Below are 13015 nucleotides of genomic sequence, written 5' to 3' on the forward strand. Positions count from 1 at the left end.
CCTTCGAAAAAGTGCTTTATTATGAACTAGGATCTAAGCGATAGCTAAGCAATTTAAAATCAGGTGTGTACGTGAAGGCACCATAAATGATACCTTTTCCGTGAATCATATAGTCGAGAATGTGATAATCACCTTCGGCCATGGGAAGTTCGCGAATTTTTTCAGGTGCATGCCAGGCCAGAGTTCCTTCTTCTGATGACTCTAGATTGACCCCATCGGAATCGTTAGCCACAAAGGTAAACATCATCCACTCCGATGAAACGCTTCCATTTTCTTCTATTGAAATCGTAAAAATCCCTTTAATCTGGGGGTTTTTCAAGTAGATACCGGTTTCTTCGCGATATTCCCGGATGCAAGAATCACGAACCGACTCGCCTGGCTCCATTTTTCCGCCTGGAGCAACCCACCAACCACGACGCGGTTTTTGTAACAATAATAATTGGTTATTTTTGATTAAGACACAATTCGTCACTCGTTGCACGCTCTCACCCCAATAGAATGGATATGATTCTATTTATTATACTATTTTTGCAAAACAGTAACAATGAGGATAAAATAGGACTTTTTTTAACAAAAGAATAAAGAACCCGTTATAACTCCGTTGAACAAAAAAAAAGGGCACAGGAGTCATACTCCTGTGCGAGAAGGTATATTTTAAAAGGGGGTCAATTTCTTACTATTATCATACCCCAGCAATATTTCACTACTGTTACATTCTAATTAAAGCTGCGTTACTTTTCCGTGAAAAATATGTTAACAGCTTTCAGACTATTTGTTTTTTAGTTCTTCTAGTAGTTCTTCAATGTAGTGTTGAGCACTGGATGCAGCAATACTGCCGTCCCCTGTAGCGGTTACGATTTGTCGTAACGTTTTTTCACGAATGTCACCAGCCGCAAAAATACCAGGAACTTTCGTTTCCATTACTTCGTTCGTTTCGATATAGCCATTTTCGTTTGTAATTCCTAGAGATTCAAATGGCTTAGATAGCGGCAGCATTCCGACATAAATAAATACGCCATCTGCTTTGAATTCTTGCTCTTCACCCGTTACGGTCGAGACAAGCGTTAAGCTGCCAACTTTACCGTTTTCATCATTAATTTGTTTGACGGTATGATTCCAAATGAAATCCACTTTATCATTAGCAAAAGCGCGATCTTGAAGAATTTTCTGAGCCCGAAGCTGGTCGCGTCTATGCACAATCGTTACCTTAGAGGCAAAACGGGTTAAGTACACACCCTCTTCAACCGCTGAGTCTCCCCCACCGACAACTACGAGTTCTTTTCCTTTAAAGAAAGCCCCGTCACAGACAGCACAATAGGAAACCCCACGACCGCCTAAGTCCTTCTCACCTGGTACACCGATTTTTTTATACTCAGCACCGGTAGAAATAATAATCGCCCGTGCTTTATATTGTTTGGAACCAGCAATAACGGTTTTGTATTCCTTGCCGTCGATAATTTCCTTAATATCCCCGTAGGCATATTCTGCGCCGAATTTCTTGGCATGCTCAAACATCTTCGTAGAAAGGTCTGGCCCTAAAATATGGTCGTAACCTGGGTAGTTTTCTACTTCCTCGGTATTGGCCATTTGTCCACCAGGAATTCCTCGTTCCAACATTAAAGTAGATAAATTGGCGCGCGATGTATATACAGCGGCAGTCATCCCTGCTGGCCCTGCACCCGCAATGATCACATCATAAATTTTTTCTTCTGACATTTTTTACACTCCCTCTGAGTAACATCCCGTGTCTCGAGAATATTATTTCCTAATAACCTTATCCTATAAAAATAACACCGTCCGAGTCCACGAATATGCTCACTGAAGCAGGTTGTTCACTATTTTTCCATATTTTTGAACGGTAGAAAGCGATACATGATATTTTTCCGCCATTTCCGTTTGCGATACTTTCTCACCGCGCAACTTAAACCAGGTGTATTCCACCGCTGCTGCCCAAGCGGAATGATTTTTAAACGAATAATCTGAGTCCAACGATTCGCTAAAAATCGAAAACCATAATAAATAAATTCCAGCTTTTAAAGCACCTATTGGGCGGTGATGCTCATATAGTTGTTTTCCAATTTCATGGGCGTCGTCGGTGACCAATTTCTGCCGTCTCACATCTGTTTTAATTGATAATAAATAATCTTGCTCAAGGTTCGTTAGATTTGTCATTGATTTTGTTTCCAAAGTGGCTATAAGCTGATTTTTTTTCGCCGATATATCAATGAGAAAAATCGCAAATAAGCGTTCCTCGATATAGTCGCTTTCTAGCTTTTGGAAAATGGAGGCAGTGTGATCTTCATAGCCGCCTAATACCGGATATTCCGCATTCCATGGCTCATGGCCATCTTTATCAGGACTGAGTTCAAGAACGATTTTCCAAATCGATTTGGCAAACGAATCATGACCGGAATAATAGGCCGTGTAGGATAACCAATAATAAAAGGAACCGTCACCATCAAACCCCTTTTTATAAAGCTTTCTTAGCCAAAAATAACCTAACTCATACTCACCGATAAGAGCGAATGTAGCTCCAAGTTTAAATTGATGTTCTACGTTTAGTGGGTTAATTTTAGCAAGTGTTTCCTTCAGCTTAGTTAAAGGTACAGTCTGATTTTTGTAATAGGCGAAAACCGCTTGGTTACAAATGGCATGTAGGTTACCAGGATTTTTTCGCAGCACGTCTCCTAAAATCTTGTATGCCTTTTCTGACTCACCTAAGTAAAAATAAGCAAGCGCCAGATTATTATAAGCTGACCAATACTCAGGATAGTCCTCAATAACCTCTTTTAAAACTTCAATGGCTTTCGGGAAGTAGCCGGATTCTAGCAGCTCACGGGCTCGTTCTTGCTTGACCATGAGATCGTCCTGCTCATACAGATCTTCATCCAGAAAATCTGCTTCCATTGTTAACAGCTCGAGTAATTCATCTGTATCGGAAATAAACTCGCCGTCTGGTTCGAGTTGTTTATATAAATTAGCATGATGATAGGCGTCTTTAAACAGCCCTAGATGGGCAAAATTATTAGCCAAGAAATAGTGGCATTCCAACATTTCTTCATCAAGATCCTCGAGAATTTGATGTAATTGACGATTCGATTGCTCGAACTCACCCATTTCCGTAAGGACGATCGCTAACTGGCAAGCAATCATTGGTTCGCCTGGCTCCAATTGAAGCGCACGCTGTAAGTACTTTTTTGCGCGTGAAAAATCACGGCGCCCAAAAGCCTTCAGCCCCTTCGTAAAATAATATTCACCTGTAGGAATAAAGGAAAGTAACTTCCCCTTCTCATTCATTGCCTTAGAATCTCTAATCATCGATTCCTCCAAAAATATACACAATAATAACTAAAGTATTATAACACAACAACCAAGCCCTCGAAAAGCCATAATTTATCACATTAAAGTAAGTGCGGACTGTCCCGCTATACATTAACGCGTTAAAGCGTGTGGGGACTGTCCCGCTCTGCACTAACGCGTTAAAGCGTGTGGGGACTGTCCTACATAATTTAAAGGACGAAGTGCCATTAAATGTATGCCACTTGCTTTAAAGTGTTAAAGTGTTTTGGTTTTTCCTGTTTTCCTGTTATTTGCCACTTATGTTTTTTGGGGGGCAGTTAAAAATAGTAGTGCATCATGTTGTGCAAAAAGAGGAGGAATTGAAGAATGAAGAAACCGTTCAAAGTCCTTGCCACAAGTGGTTTATTATTAATGTTAGCTGCTTGTAATACGAACAACAACGCTGCTTATGATGCATTAAACCCTGGTGATAACAATAATCCGACAAGGGTTACCCATAGAGGGGATAATCTTGGTGATGCATTCCGTTTAAGAAATGGTCAAGACACTGCTGAAGAGATCAATACTAAAAGAACCAGTTATCGTGGAGGAACATCGAGAGACATTGATACCACCATTCGTGGGAATAATGTCAATAATTTTAATTACCAGAACGATAATCGAAACGGCTTCAACACTGCTTTTAACCGAGACAATGACAACGGATTCCTTGACGGAAACGCTGGGACTCGTGACTTTAGTTTTAATCGTGCAGGTAATCGCATCCGAAATGATTTCAGACAAGCAAAAAATAATATAGAGGATACGATTTCAGCTGATTATACAACGATGAATAGTGGGCAATTTCCACATACTAAAGCGGTTACCATTCAGGATGCCAAGTACGGCTATGTTGTGATGTCGCCACAAGGCCAACAAATCACAACGCCGGATCTACAATCCGTTACTGAGGAATATGCAAAACGTTTCCAAACACAACTTGCTCAGCAGTATGGGAACCGCAATAATATCCAGCCGTTTGGAAATCAGCAGCAAGCAGCTCGTCAAGGCCAGCAATGGAACCAGATGCAACCGCAGATGGGACAGGGTGGCCAACAGCAGACAACCCAACAAAAGCAGCAGCAAACTGTTCAACGACCTGCAGCACAAGCACAGCCAAAGCAACAAACGCAAACAACACAGCCTAAATCACAAGCAACTACACCTGCTAAAACAACCCAAACTACACAGGGTATTAGTGCTTACGAGCAAAAGGTGATAGACTTAACAAATGCTGAAAGACGTAAGGCTGGTGTCCGCGACTTAGTTGGTGATGCAAAGCTTAGCTCGGTTGCTAGAACTAAATCGAACGATATGCAGAAAAATAGTTACTTCTCTCATACAAGTCCGACTTACGGCTCTCCTTTTGACATGATGCGCGATTTTGGTGTTACGTATTCGACCGCTGGTGAAAATATTGCCCAAGGTCAACGGACACCAGAAGAAGTCGTAAAGGCTTGGATGAATAGTGAAGGACACCGTCGTAATATTTTAAACGGGTCATTTACTCATATTGGGGTTGGCTATGAATCGACAGGTAGCCATTGGACGCAAATGTTTATTGGAAAATAATAGCTACGTTAAGTTTCGATGCTTAATGTGGTGAATGATGGGGTCAGTCAGTTGACTGATCCCTTTTAATTTTTTCTTGCCACCCGGGCTAAGACGTGTATAATAAATTACATGTTAATAAAGAAGTGTTTTCTAGGGTTCCGCATTATGTTGGAAAAGTATCCGTTTTTCCATGTAATGGTCTGGACCGAGAGAAAACCCATGGCTCCAGTTCGGTTTATTTTTAGCCATGTCACGGAGGGATAAAAGCCCGGGAGATTATAAGTAATTATAATTTCCTGGGCTTTTTTTGTTTGGCTAAATAGGGATATGACCATTTTGCAACTGGGCAACTGGAAGGAAGGGTGGATTTTCAAGTGAATAGAGAATGGTTAATGGTATTTCTGGCAGCATTTTTTGAGGTTTTTTGGGTCATAGGTTTAAAACATGCAGATAATACTTGGGAATGGATAGGGACTGCAATCAGTATTATTATTAGTTTTTATGTACTGATTGCCGCAGGGAAAAAACTTCCTGTTGGTACCGTGTATGCGATATTTGTTGGCTTAGGAACAGCAGGTACAGTAGCTTCAGAAATCCTATTTTTTGGTGAGCCGTTTAAGTTCGTAAAATTATTTTTGATTTTACTTTTATTAATTGGAGTCATCGGTTTAAAGCTGGTAACTGGCGATAAGGTTGCTGATGGAGGTGAGGATCAATGAGTTGGTTATTTCTTTTATTTGCTGGTCTACTTGAGATGATTGGTGTGGTAATGATCAACCGACTCCATCAGAAACGAAACTGGCCATCGATGTTAGGTCTATTGGCGGGCTTTGGAGGTAGCTTCCTTTTTCTTACCCTCGCGATGAAAGAACTTCCAATGGGTACAGCTTATGCTATTTGGACAGGAATCGGCGCATCTGGGGGGGCCATCCTCGGCATCCTACTCTATGGCGAAGCACGCGACTGGAAACGTATCCTCTTCATTAGCTTGGTCCTACTCGCCGCCATCGGCCTCAAACTTGTCGGATAACTAAATATTGCTTTAGCGCTTTAAAGCATGTGGGGACTGTCCCCACTTACTTTAAAGCACTAAAGAGTTTTAGTGTTTTAAAAAATTCACATGCTTTAAAGTGCTAAAGCGGTTTGTTGGTTTGTTGGTAGATGGGGTCGTCTGACCAGCGTTGTTGGAGTTGTTCTTTGGTGTAGATGATGCGCATGGGGTTGCCACCTACGAAGCATCCTTCAGGAACGTTTTTGTGAACAAGAGTGCCGGCGGAGACGATGGCTCCGTCTCCGATTTCCACGCCTGGTAGAATCGTTGAATTCGCGCCAATCATCACTTCGCTCCCAATCTTAACATCACCAAGTCGATATTCCTTTATCAAATACTCGTGGGCCAGAATGGTCGTATTATAACCGATTACGGTATTCCGACCCACGCTAATTTTCTCTGGAAACATCACATCCAGCATGACCATTAAGGCAAATGAGGTATGCTCGCCAACCTTCATTCCTAGAAACGTCCGATACAACCAATTTTTCATCCCCAAAAACGGCGTATAACGTGCAAGCTGGATCACCATAAAATTTTTGACAACCTTCCAAAACGGCACGGTTTTATAAACATGCCATAAAGAATTAGCTCCCTCTACCGGAAAACGTTCCGTATTCCTCATGAATGACCATCGCTTTCGGAACCACCAATGCTTTTATCCCCTAGGATGCACAGCAAATCAGCCATCTCCTCGAGAATAATATCCGGCTGGTAGCTCTCGAGATACTCGCGCCCCTTCAGTGACCAAGCCACTCCAGCCGTCAAGGTCCCGGCATTTTTCCCCGCAAGAATATCATGGTGATTATCCCCTACCATCAATGTTTCCTCAGGACGTGATCCGAGTTGCTCCAATGCTTTAAAAATCGGTTCTGGGTCTGGTTTTGCCTTACTTACATGATCCAACGCCACAATCACATCAAAATAAGAATCAAGTTTCGTATGGATAAGACCTTTTTTTACAACATCTAAAATCTTTGTCGTCACAATTCCAATTTTGTAGCCGTGCTCTTTTAACGCTTTAACGGTATCCAAAACAGTCGGAAAATCAGTCACCAGCTCATTATGATGGGTAAGATTAAAATTCCGGTAGGTCGCAATCATCTCGTCGACATTCGCTCCATCCATTGTTTCAAATGTCTCCCGAAGCGTTGGCCCCATAAATGGGAGAACATCCTCCCTTTTATAACGGCTTGGGTAATAATGCTCCAATGTGTGTAAAAAGGAAGCAATAATGAGTTCGTTCGTATCAATTAATGTTCCATCTAAATCAAATAAGACGGTATTTATTTTACTGTTCATAGGTGACTTCCTTTCTTTTTGACACAAGGTTTCGATTCCAAATGAAGGAGACAATCAACGTTAGCACAACCGCTACACCAAGTCGGATTAATAATAACGGCAGGACAGGAATGCCGAGCGGCACAAAAATAAGTGTGTCCTCGACGACAGCGTGGCATGCCACAAGGAAAATGATCGCTGTCGTTACGTCCTTATAGCTAACTCCGTCTTCCTTAACCGCTTGAATCATCACACCGGCTCCATATGCTAAACCAAACAGTAAACCAGCTGCGAGTGTTGTTGAGGTATTCTCCTTCATCCCCAGCGCTCTTGTCACCGGCGACATCCAGCGCGAAAACACATCGAGCCATTTTTTATCTTTTAAAATTTGAATCGCAATCATTAAAGGGATTACAATGACCGCTAATTGGAAAATACCAATACCTGCTTTTTGAATAGCTTCGATTAAAATGGCTATGATCCCTGTGACTTTTTCCTCTTTTGCTGGAATGAGACCATACTGAGCAATCGAGCTGCCTCCATGCCAGACTAGATGGATGGTGATGGCTGACAAGAACGCCAGTCCAAGTCTGACCAACAATACCACCCACAGTTTAACGCCAACCTTGATGGCAACCCCACTCTCGACAAGAAGATTATGAGAAAATGACAACATCACGGCAATAATAAACACTTCTTTTACGGTTAAATCTAAGGTTAAAATGGCTCCAATTGCCGCATAAAGGTTTAAAAACGTCCCCAATACAAGTGGAATCGCCGCATCCCCGGAGAGCCCCAAAAGCCCCATCCCCGGTGCTATCAAATTCATTACCCACGGTAATACAGGGGTATATTGAAGTAGGGCAACGATTAAAGTAACTGGAAAAATAATTTTTCCGAGTGTGTAGGTTGTTTTTAAACCAACAAAAAATCCCCTTTTAATAGATCCCGCTAACATAACTGTCATTTCTCCCTTTTATACACTTATAAATTTGCCGCATCTAAGTATCGTTTATCTGCTAAACCTGATTTTCGGCGATAGATAATGAGGATGACTGAAAGAACAATTAAGAAAATCGAAATCGTTTGCGCGATCCGAAGATGTTCGGTCAGCATCAGACTGTCGGTCCGTAACCCTTCGACGAAGAAACGCCCGATAGAATACCAAATTACATAGGTTAAAAATAGTTCACCACGGCGCAGATTTACTTTTCGTAGCAAGATTAACAGAATGACCCCGAGAAAATTCCATAATGACTCATATAAGAACGTAGGATGGTAGTAAGCACCGTTTATATACATTTGATTAATAATAAACTTGGGCAAATGGAGATTCTCTAGGAACGAACGGGTAACTTCTCCCCCGTGTGCCTCTTGGTTCATGAAATTCCCCCAGCGGCCAATCGCCTGTCCCAAAATAATGCTTGGTGCGGCAATATCCGCTAGTTTCCAAAACGAAATTCCCCGTGATTTTGCGAAAAAATAGCCCGTTAGAACCGAACCGATTAACGCCCCATGGATGGCAATGCCGCCCTCCCATATCTTTGGGATTTGGGCTAGATTCTTGGAATAATAATCCCACTCAAAAATAACATAATAAATCCGGGCTGAAATGATCGCAATTGGTATCGCCCATAGCAGTAAGTCTGGGAAAGTCTCCTTCTGCAAATGGCGACGATCAGCCTCACGCATGGCAAGCCACATGGCAAGCACTAATCCAGTAATAATAATCACACCGTACCAATGTACCTGTAACGGCCCCAAATCAATCGCCAACGGATTCAATGGCTGAATATTCTCCTCCATACTTCCACACACTCCTCCTTTAGCACTTTAAAGCAAGTAGGGACAGTCCCCCACCACAACACCGCTTTAACGCTTTAAAGCATGTGGGGACTGTCCCCATGTGCTTTAAAGCGTTAAAGTGTGTTTGCTTTTGTTTTTGTTGGTTATTCTTCTTCTTGGTCGCCTTCTTCGATGCGATCGTGAAGTCGGGCGTTGAATTGTTTGGCGGCGTCCACACCCATTTTCTTTAGTCGGTAGTTCATGGCGGCTACTTCAATGATGACGGCAAGGTTCCGTCCGGGACGAACTGGGACTGTTAGTTTGGTGATATCGGTATCAATGATTTTCATTTTCTCCTCATCAAGTCCAAGACGGTCATATTGTTTGTTTTTGTCCCAGATTTCCAAGTTAATTACTAGTGTAATTCGTTTATTACTGCGCACCGCACCAGCACCGAACAATGTCATCACGTTGATAATCCCTAATCCCCGAATTTCGAGTAAATGCTCAATTAGTTCAGGCGAATTCCCCACTAGCATCCCCTCAGCCTCTTGGCGAATCTCTACACAATCGTCGGCAACAAGGCGGTGTCCACGTTTGACCAACTCCAGCGCGGTCTCGCTTTTACCAACGCCACTTTTTCCGGTAATTAGCACCCCAACGCCGTATATATCAACTAATACCCCATGCACAGCGGTCGTTGGCGCCAGTCTCCCCTCCAAATAATTGGTCAAAAGGCTGGAAAATCGTGTTGTTTTTTGTTTAGAGCGCATTAATGGAACTGCTTCTCGTTCACAAGCATCAATGAGCTCTTGAGGAATTTCCAGATCACGAGTAATAATGATTCCTGGAGAAATGTCTGTACATAAACGTTCAAGTCTGGACAGACGGTCAAAATGATTTAATTGTTGTAAAAAAGATAGCTCCGTTTTTCCTAGCAACTGGATTCGTTCAGCAGGGTAATATTCAAAATACCCGGCAATTTCCATCCCTGGCCGCGATATATCGCTTGTAGTGATTGGACGATTAATCCCTTCCTCACCACTAATCAGTTCTAAATCGAATTTTTCAATAATATCCTTTGTCCGGACTTTAACCAAAGATGCGCCACCTCTGTTCATTTGGATTATGTACTTTCCCTATTTTAGCACTATTTACACTAAAAGCGGAAGTGCGGAAGGTCTGCCCAGCATTTACCAATCATTTATCCATGTCCGTTTTAACGTTTCGTTCATATCTTAGGAATGAGGCAATATTTTTAAAAGGAGAGGAGCGAGAGTATGAAAATAATGTTAGATGCAGGCCATGGCTATAATACCCCGGGTAAAAGAAGCCCCGACGGTTTTCGGGAGTATGAATTTACCCGGTCAGTGGCCACTTATGCAAGGGGGTTACTAGAAACGTATAAAGATGTGAACGTCTACTTTTCCCATTCAGATGAACGGGACGTGCCCCTAAAGGAACGGACGGACACAGCGAATAAACTAGGAGTCGATTTATTCCTATCGATTCACGCCAACGCATATGGAACGACTTGGAACAGTGCCAATGGTATTGAAACATATGTATATGTCACGAAACCAACAAGATCATATGCACTGGCACAAAAAATTCAACGACAATTAATTACCGCCACTGGTCTTCGGAACCGCGGCGTAAAAACCGCTAATTTTCATGTTCTACGGGAAAGCAAAATGGATTCGGTATTAATCGAATGCGGTTTTTACACAAACCCCGAAGAAGTAAAGCTACTTCGTTCAGAGGCGTATCGCCGTACTTGTGCCGAAGCCATTACTAAGGCAATTGTCGAGCAATACAATTTAGTTAAAGAAAAAACATCTTCCACCTCCACCACGACTCCTTCACCAACAAAACCAAGCAACCCAACTGCCTCAAAAGGTCTTTACAAGGTTCAAGTCGGGGCCTTCTCCCAGCGGGAAAATGCCGAAGCACTGGTAAAGCAGTTGGAGTCAGACGGTTACACGGCTTTTATCACCTTCCAAGAATAAAGAAAAGTGAGCCGAAAAATCTACATTCGGCTCACCTTTTTTGTTTGTTTTTATCATCAAAAACTGTTTTTTGAATGATTGTATTAGCAACCGACATGATGATCGAAATAAGCAAGGTCATCCCAAAACTTGATATTTCAAAAACATCACCCATCATTCGATCTGTTATCATCAACGTAACCGCATTAATCACAAACAAGAACAGACCAAGAGTAAAAATCGTAAACGGCAAAGTTAATATAATCAGCAATGGTCGCACTAACACGTTTAGAACGGATAAAATAAAGCTTGCCGCCAAAGCAGCCCCAAATCCGCTTAAATGAAAGTCATCTTCGAAAAAACCCGCCAATGCCATAAATAGAACCGCATTGATAACAATACTAATCAGCCACCGCATCGATAGGTTGGCCTCCTTTTCCGAAAAATGGAAGCGCCAGTTAACGGAAAATAGCCGTCTAGGCGCCTCGTTTAGCCTATGTTAAAATAGCTTCTGATCGCGGTCAAGCGGTTTGATTTTAATCGTTCCCGTTTTTGTTTCCGATTGAATTTTTAAGACATTCTCCTGCTCTTTAATGGATTTAAAATAAAGAAATTTTTGTACCATTTCACTTTTCTCAGCGATAATTTCAATACCCTCCAGCTTCACATTAAAATTACCAAGATTTGTTTTTAAATCACCTGACACGGCTACCTCTTCTGGTACATAAAGGTCAATATTACCCGTTGTTGCCTTTAAAGTCACACGTTCAGTAGCCGGTCCAGTTAAAGCACATAGAATATTTCCATTAAAGGTGTGCAAATTGCCTTTTTGAAAATCACCTTCAAACTTAATCGCACCGTTAATCGTTTCAGCCTCAAAATTTTCAATCAAGCTTTTCTTCACTTGAATACGTCCATTTGCCGTTTCCAGTTCGCCCTTATGGCCTTTTAGATTCTCTATCGTAATTTTGCCATTAGCAGTATCCATTTTTAAATCTTGTATATTCATATTTTCTGCCGTAATTGGACCATTATACAAGCGGACTCGGACCTTATCGTAATCGGTCTGTGGAATATACATTTTCGCGTCAACTTTCATCCATTTATGTTGCGTCTGGAATGACAACCGATTGTTTTCAACAGAGAACACAACACCTTGTAAGAACGTCGTTCGTGCCTCCTCTAATGTTTCAACCCGATAGATTTTCGCTCCACATTCGACTCGAACCTCTTGTTGGTCCCATGGAATCAATTTTACCGAGCCATTGGCAACATGGACATCGATATCATTAAATTCAACAGCTGGTTGTTGAAAAATATGAGCGATCTCAATTGATTTACCGAAGTTAAAATCAATATCAATTTCCTTCATCTTTTTAAAAGCGGAGTCTACAAACTCAAAAATCTTCTCTTTCGTCGATTGGAATTTATAATACGACTCATCCTTCTTCTCAGTATTCTCTACCTTTATATGCGCGCTTAAATCGTCAACTGGTGGAGTGCTAGGCGCCTTCTCCAAACCTTCCAACAATGTTAAAGCCTCTTCAACCGTAAGCTTTCCTTCCTCGACCATTTTTAATATTCGAGCACGTTGTTGCTTCATCATTTTTCCTCCTCCTAATGTCCTATGTCTACTCTAAAACCTATTCATTTTGTAATACTTTTACGCCTTTAATAATGTTCCAAACGACCACAATTAAGCTTAACAAACTACCTATACCTACTCCCAAAAACATAAAAATAGGGAAAACACTATCTGTTCCTGTTGACAAATCTAATAAAACAGCGATGATGACTATTGGAATAACAATAAGTGGGATTAAATGCGACAAAAAAGCCTTTTTCGCATGGGACTTCACACGCTCATCATCACTCACAAAATACACGATAATTGGAAAAATAAACCCAGCAAATAGGACACTAAAATAACTTAACGCAGACAACACTTTATTCGTGTTTAAGTCCATCATTGATCATCTCCCTCATAACTAAATGTACGATTTACATTTTAGAAAGT

At 41.6% G+C, this 13015-nt stretch carries 15 protein-coding genes and 1 riboswitch; of the genes, 4 read left to right on the plus strand and 11 right to left on the minus strand.

The annotated features are described in order from the left end of the window. Window positions 1-19 precede the first annotated feature (19 nt). The 3 genes from ACX9YW_RS12890 to ACX9YW_RS12900 all read right to left on the minus strand — a co-directional run bounded on the left by ACX9YW_RS12890 (window position 20) and on the right by ACX9YW_RS12900 (window position 3318). A complete protein-coding gene (locus ACX9YW_RS12890) occupies window positions 20-481 on the minus strand; it encodes an NUDIX hydrolase (protein ID WP_460346948.1) in 462 nt (153 codons plus the stop codon). A 287-nt stretch (window positions 482-768) separates the two neighbouring features. Beyond that, window positions 769-1716, minus strand: coding sequence for a thioredoxin-disulfide reductase (trxB, locus tag ACX9YW_RS12895; RefSeq protein ID WP_460346950.1), 948 nt, complete (start codon window positions 1714-1716; stop codon window positions 769-771). Window positions 1717-1815: 99 nt separating this feature from the next. Then, the gene (locus ACX9YW_RS12900) at window positions 1816-3318 is read right to left on the minus strand and encodes a tetratricopeptide repeat protein (protein ID WP_460346952.1); all 1503 of its coding nucleotides are present in this window, start codon (window positions 3316-3318) and stop codon (window positions 1816-1818) included. Window positions 3319-3666: 348 nt separating this feature from the next. On the opposite strand from ACX9YW_RS12900, the gene ACX9YW_RS12905 reads away from it, so the two are divergent. From ACX9YW_RS12905 to ACX9YW_RS12915, 3 genes are all read left to right on the plus strand, one after another. Further along, window positions 3667-4911 carry a CAP domain-containing protein gene (locus tag ACX9YW_RS12905; protein ID WP_460346954.1) on the plus strand — a complete coding sequence of 415 codons (1245 nt, stop codon included), beginning with the start codon at window positions 3667-3669 and terminating at the stop codon, window positions 4909-4911. A 121-nt stretch (window positions 4912-5032) separates the two neighbouring features. After that, a riboswitch (guanidine-I (ykkC/yxkD leader) is annotated at window positions 5033-5170 on the plus strand. A 115-nt stretch (window positions 5171-5285) separates the two neighbouring features. Next, window positions 5286-5612, plus strand: a complete 327-nt coding sequence (locus tag ACX9YW_RS12910) for a DMT family transporter (protein WP_460347106.1) — start codon at window positions 5286-5288, stop codon at window positions 5610-5612. Beyond that, on the plus strand, window positions 5609-5923 hold the full coding sequence (locus ACX9YW_RS12915) for a DMT family transporter (protein ID WP_460346956.1): 315 nt from the start codon (window positions 5609-5611) through the stop codon (window positions 5921-5923). Before ACX9YW_RS12910 ends, ACX9YW_RS12915 begins: the two co-directional genes overlap by 4 nt. Window positions 5924-6026: 103 nt before the next feature. Here the strand turns inward: ACX9YW_RS12915 and ACX9YW_RS12920 are convergent, their stop codons facing one another. The 5 genes from ACX9YW_RS12920 to hprK all read right to left on the minus strand — a co-directional run bounded on the left by ACX9YW_RS12920 (window position 6027) and on the right by hprK (window position 10110). Continuing rightward, window positions 6027-6569, minus strand: coding sequence for an acyltransferase (locus tag ACX9YW_RS12920; protein WP_460346958.1), 543 nt, complete (start codon window positions 6567-6569; stop codon window positions 6027-6029). Further along, window positions 6566-7246, minus strand: coding sequence for a pyrophosphatase PpaX (ppaX, locus tag ACX9YW_RS12925; RefSeq protein ID WP_460346960.1), 681 nt, complete (start codon window positions 7244-7246; stop codon window positions 6566-6568). Before ppaX ends, ACX9YW_RS12920 begins: the two co-directional genes overlap by 4 nt. Continuing rightward, window positions 7236-8183: a nucleoside recognition domain-containing protein gene (locus ACX9YW_RS12930; RefSeq protein WP_460346962.1), complete on the minus strand. Its 948-nt coding sequence runs from the start codon at window positions 8181-8183 to the stop codon at window positions 7236-7238. The genes ppaX and ACX9YW_RS12930 overlap by 11 nt, the downstream gene beginning before the upstream one ends. A gap of 26 nt (window positions 8184-8209) precedes the next feature. Beyond that, the gene (lgt, locus tag ACX9YW_RS12935) at window positions 8210-9031 is read right to left on the minus strand and encodes a prolipoprotein diacylglyceryl transferase (protein ID WP_460346964.1); all 822 of its coding nucleotides are present in this window, start codon (window positions 9029-9031) and stop codon (window positions 8210-8212) included. Between the two features lie 143 nt (window positions 9032-9174). Next, complete coding sequence (hprK, locus tag ACX9YW_RS12940; protein WP_460346966.1) at window positions 9175-10110, minus strand: HPr(Ser) kinase/phosphatase; 936 nt, start codon at window positions 10108-10110, stop codon at window positions 9175-9177. Window positions 10111-10290: 180 nt separating this feature from the next. Between hprK and ACX9YW_RS12945 the strand changes: the two genes are divergently transcribed. Continuing rightward, window positions 10291-11019: an N-acetylmuramoyl-L-alanine amidase gene (locus ACX9YW_RS12945; RefSeq protein WP_460346968.1), complete on the plus strand. Its 729-nt coding sequence runs from the start codon at window positions 10291-10293 to the stop codon at window positions 11017-11019. 31 nt (window positions 11020-11050) lie between these two features. Here the strand turns inward: ACX9YW_RS12945 and ACX9YW_RS12950 are convergent, their stop codons facing one another. The 3 genes from ACX9YW_RS12950 to ACX9YW_RS12960 form a co-directional block, all read right to left on the minus strand. Next, on the minus strand, window positions 11051-11416 hold the full coding sequence (locus ACX9YW_RS12950; RefSeq protein ID WP_460346970.1) for a phage holin family protein: 366 nt from the start codon (window positions 11414-11416) through the stop codon (window positions 11051-11053). Between the two features lie 81 nt (window positions 11417-11497). Continuing rightward, window positions 11498-12604, minus strand: coding sequence for a DUF4097 family beta strand repeat-containing protein (locus tag ACX9YW_RS12955; RefSeq protein WP_460346972.1), 1107 nt, complete (start codon window positions 12602-12604; stop codon window positions 11498-11500). Window positions 12605-12641: 37 nt separating this feature from the next. Continuing rightward, complete coding sequence (locus tag ACX9YW_RS12960) at window positions 12642-12968, minus strand: magnetosome magnetite crystal formation protein family (RefSeq protein ID WP_460346974.1); 327 nt, start codon at window positions 12966-12968, stop codon at window positions 12642-12644. Window positions 12969-13015 lie beyond the last annotated feature (47 nt).

The sequence above is a fragment of the Pseudoneobacillus rhizolycopersici genome (assembly GCF_054786815.1).

Bases quoted from the DNA above. Each gene is read 5' to 3' on its own strand.
- ppaX (WP_460346960.1), bottom strand. From the start codon at position 7,246: ATGAACAGTAAAATAAATACCGTCTTATTTGATTTAGATGGAACATTA.
- ACX9YW_RS12960 (WP_460346974.1), bottom strand. From the start codon at position 12,968: ATGATGGACTTAAACACGAATAAAGTGTTGTCTGCGTTAAGTTATTTT.
- ACX9YW_RS12955 (WP_460346972.1), bottom strand. From the start codon at position 12,604: ATGATGAAGCAACAACGTGCTCGAATATTAAAAATGGTCGAGGAAGGA.
- ACX9YW_RS12900 (WP_460346952.1), bottom strand. From the start codon at position 3,318: ATGATTAGAGATTCTAAGGCAATGAATGAGAAGGGGAAGTTACTTTCC.
- ACX9YW_RS12920 (WP_460346958.1), bottom strand. From the start codon at position 6,569: ATGAGGAATACGGAACGTTTTCCGGTAGAGGGAGCTAATTCTTTATGG.
- ACX9YW_RS12930 (WP_460346962.1), bottom strand. From the start codon at position 8,183: ATGTTAGCGGGATCTATTAAAAGGGGATTTTTTGTTGGTTTAAAAACA.
- ACX9YW_RS12945 (WP_460346968.1), top strand. From the start codon at position 10,291: ATGAAAATAATGTTAGATGCAGGCCATGGCTATAATACCCCGGGTAAA.
- ACX9YW_RS12950 (WP_460346970.1), bottom strand. From the start codon at position 11,416: ATGCGGTGGCTGATTAGTATTGTTATCAATGCGGTTCTATTTATGGCA.
- lgt (WP_460346964.1), bottom strand. From the start codon at position 9,031: ATGGAGGAGAATATTCAGCCATTGAATCCGTTGGCGATTGATTTGGGG.
- ACX9YW_RS12910 (WP_460347106.1), top strand. From the start codon at position 5,286: ATGGTATTTCTGGCAGCATTTTTTGAGGTTTTTTGGGTCATAGGTTTA.
- ACX9YW_RS12915 (WP_460346956.1), top strand. From the start codon at position 5,609: ATGAGTTGGTTATTTCTTTTATTTGCTGGTCTACTTGAGATGATTGGT.
- trxB (WP_460346950.1), bottom strand. From the start codon at position 1,716: ATGTCAGAAGAAAAAATTTATGATGTGATCATTGCGGGTGCAGGGCCA.
- ACX9YW_RS12905 (WP_460346954.1), top strand. From the start codon at position 3,667: ATGAAGAAACCGTTCAAAGTCCTTGCCACAAGTGGTTTATTATTAATG.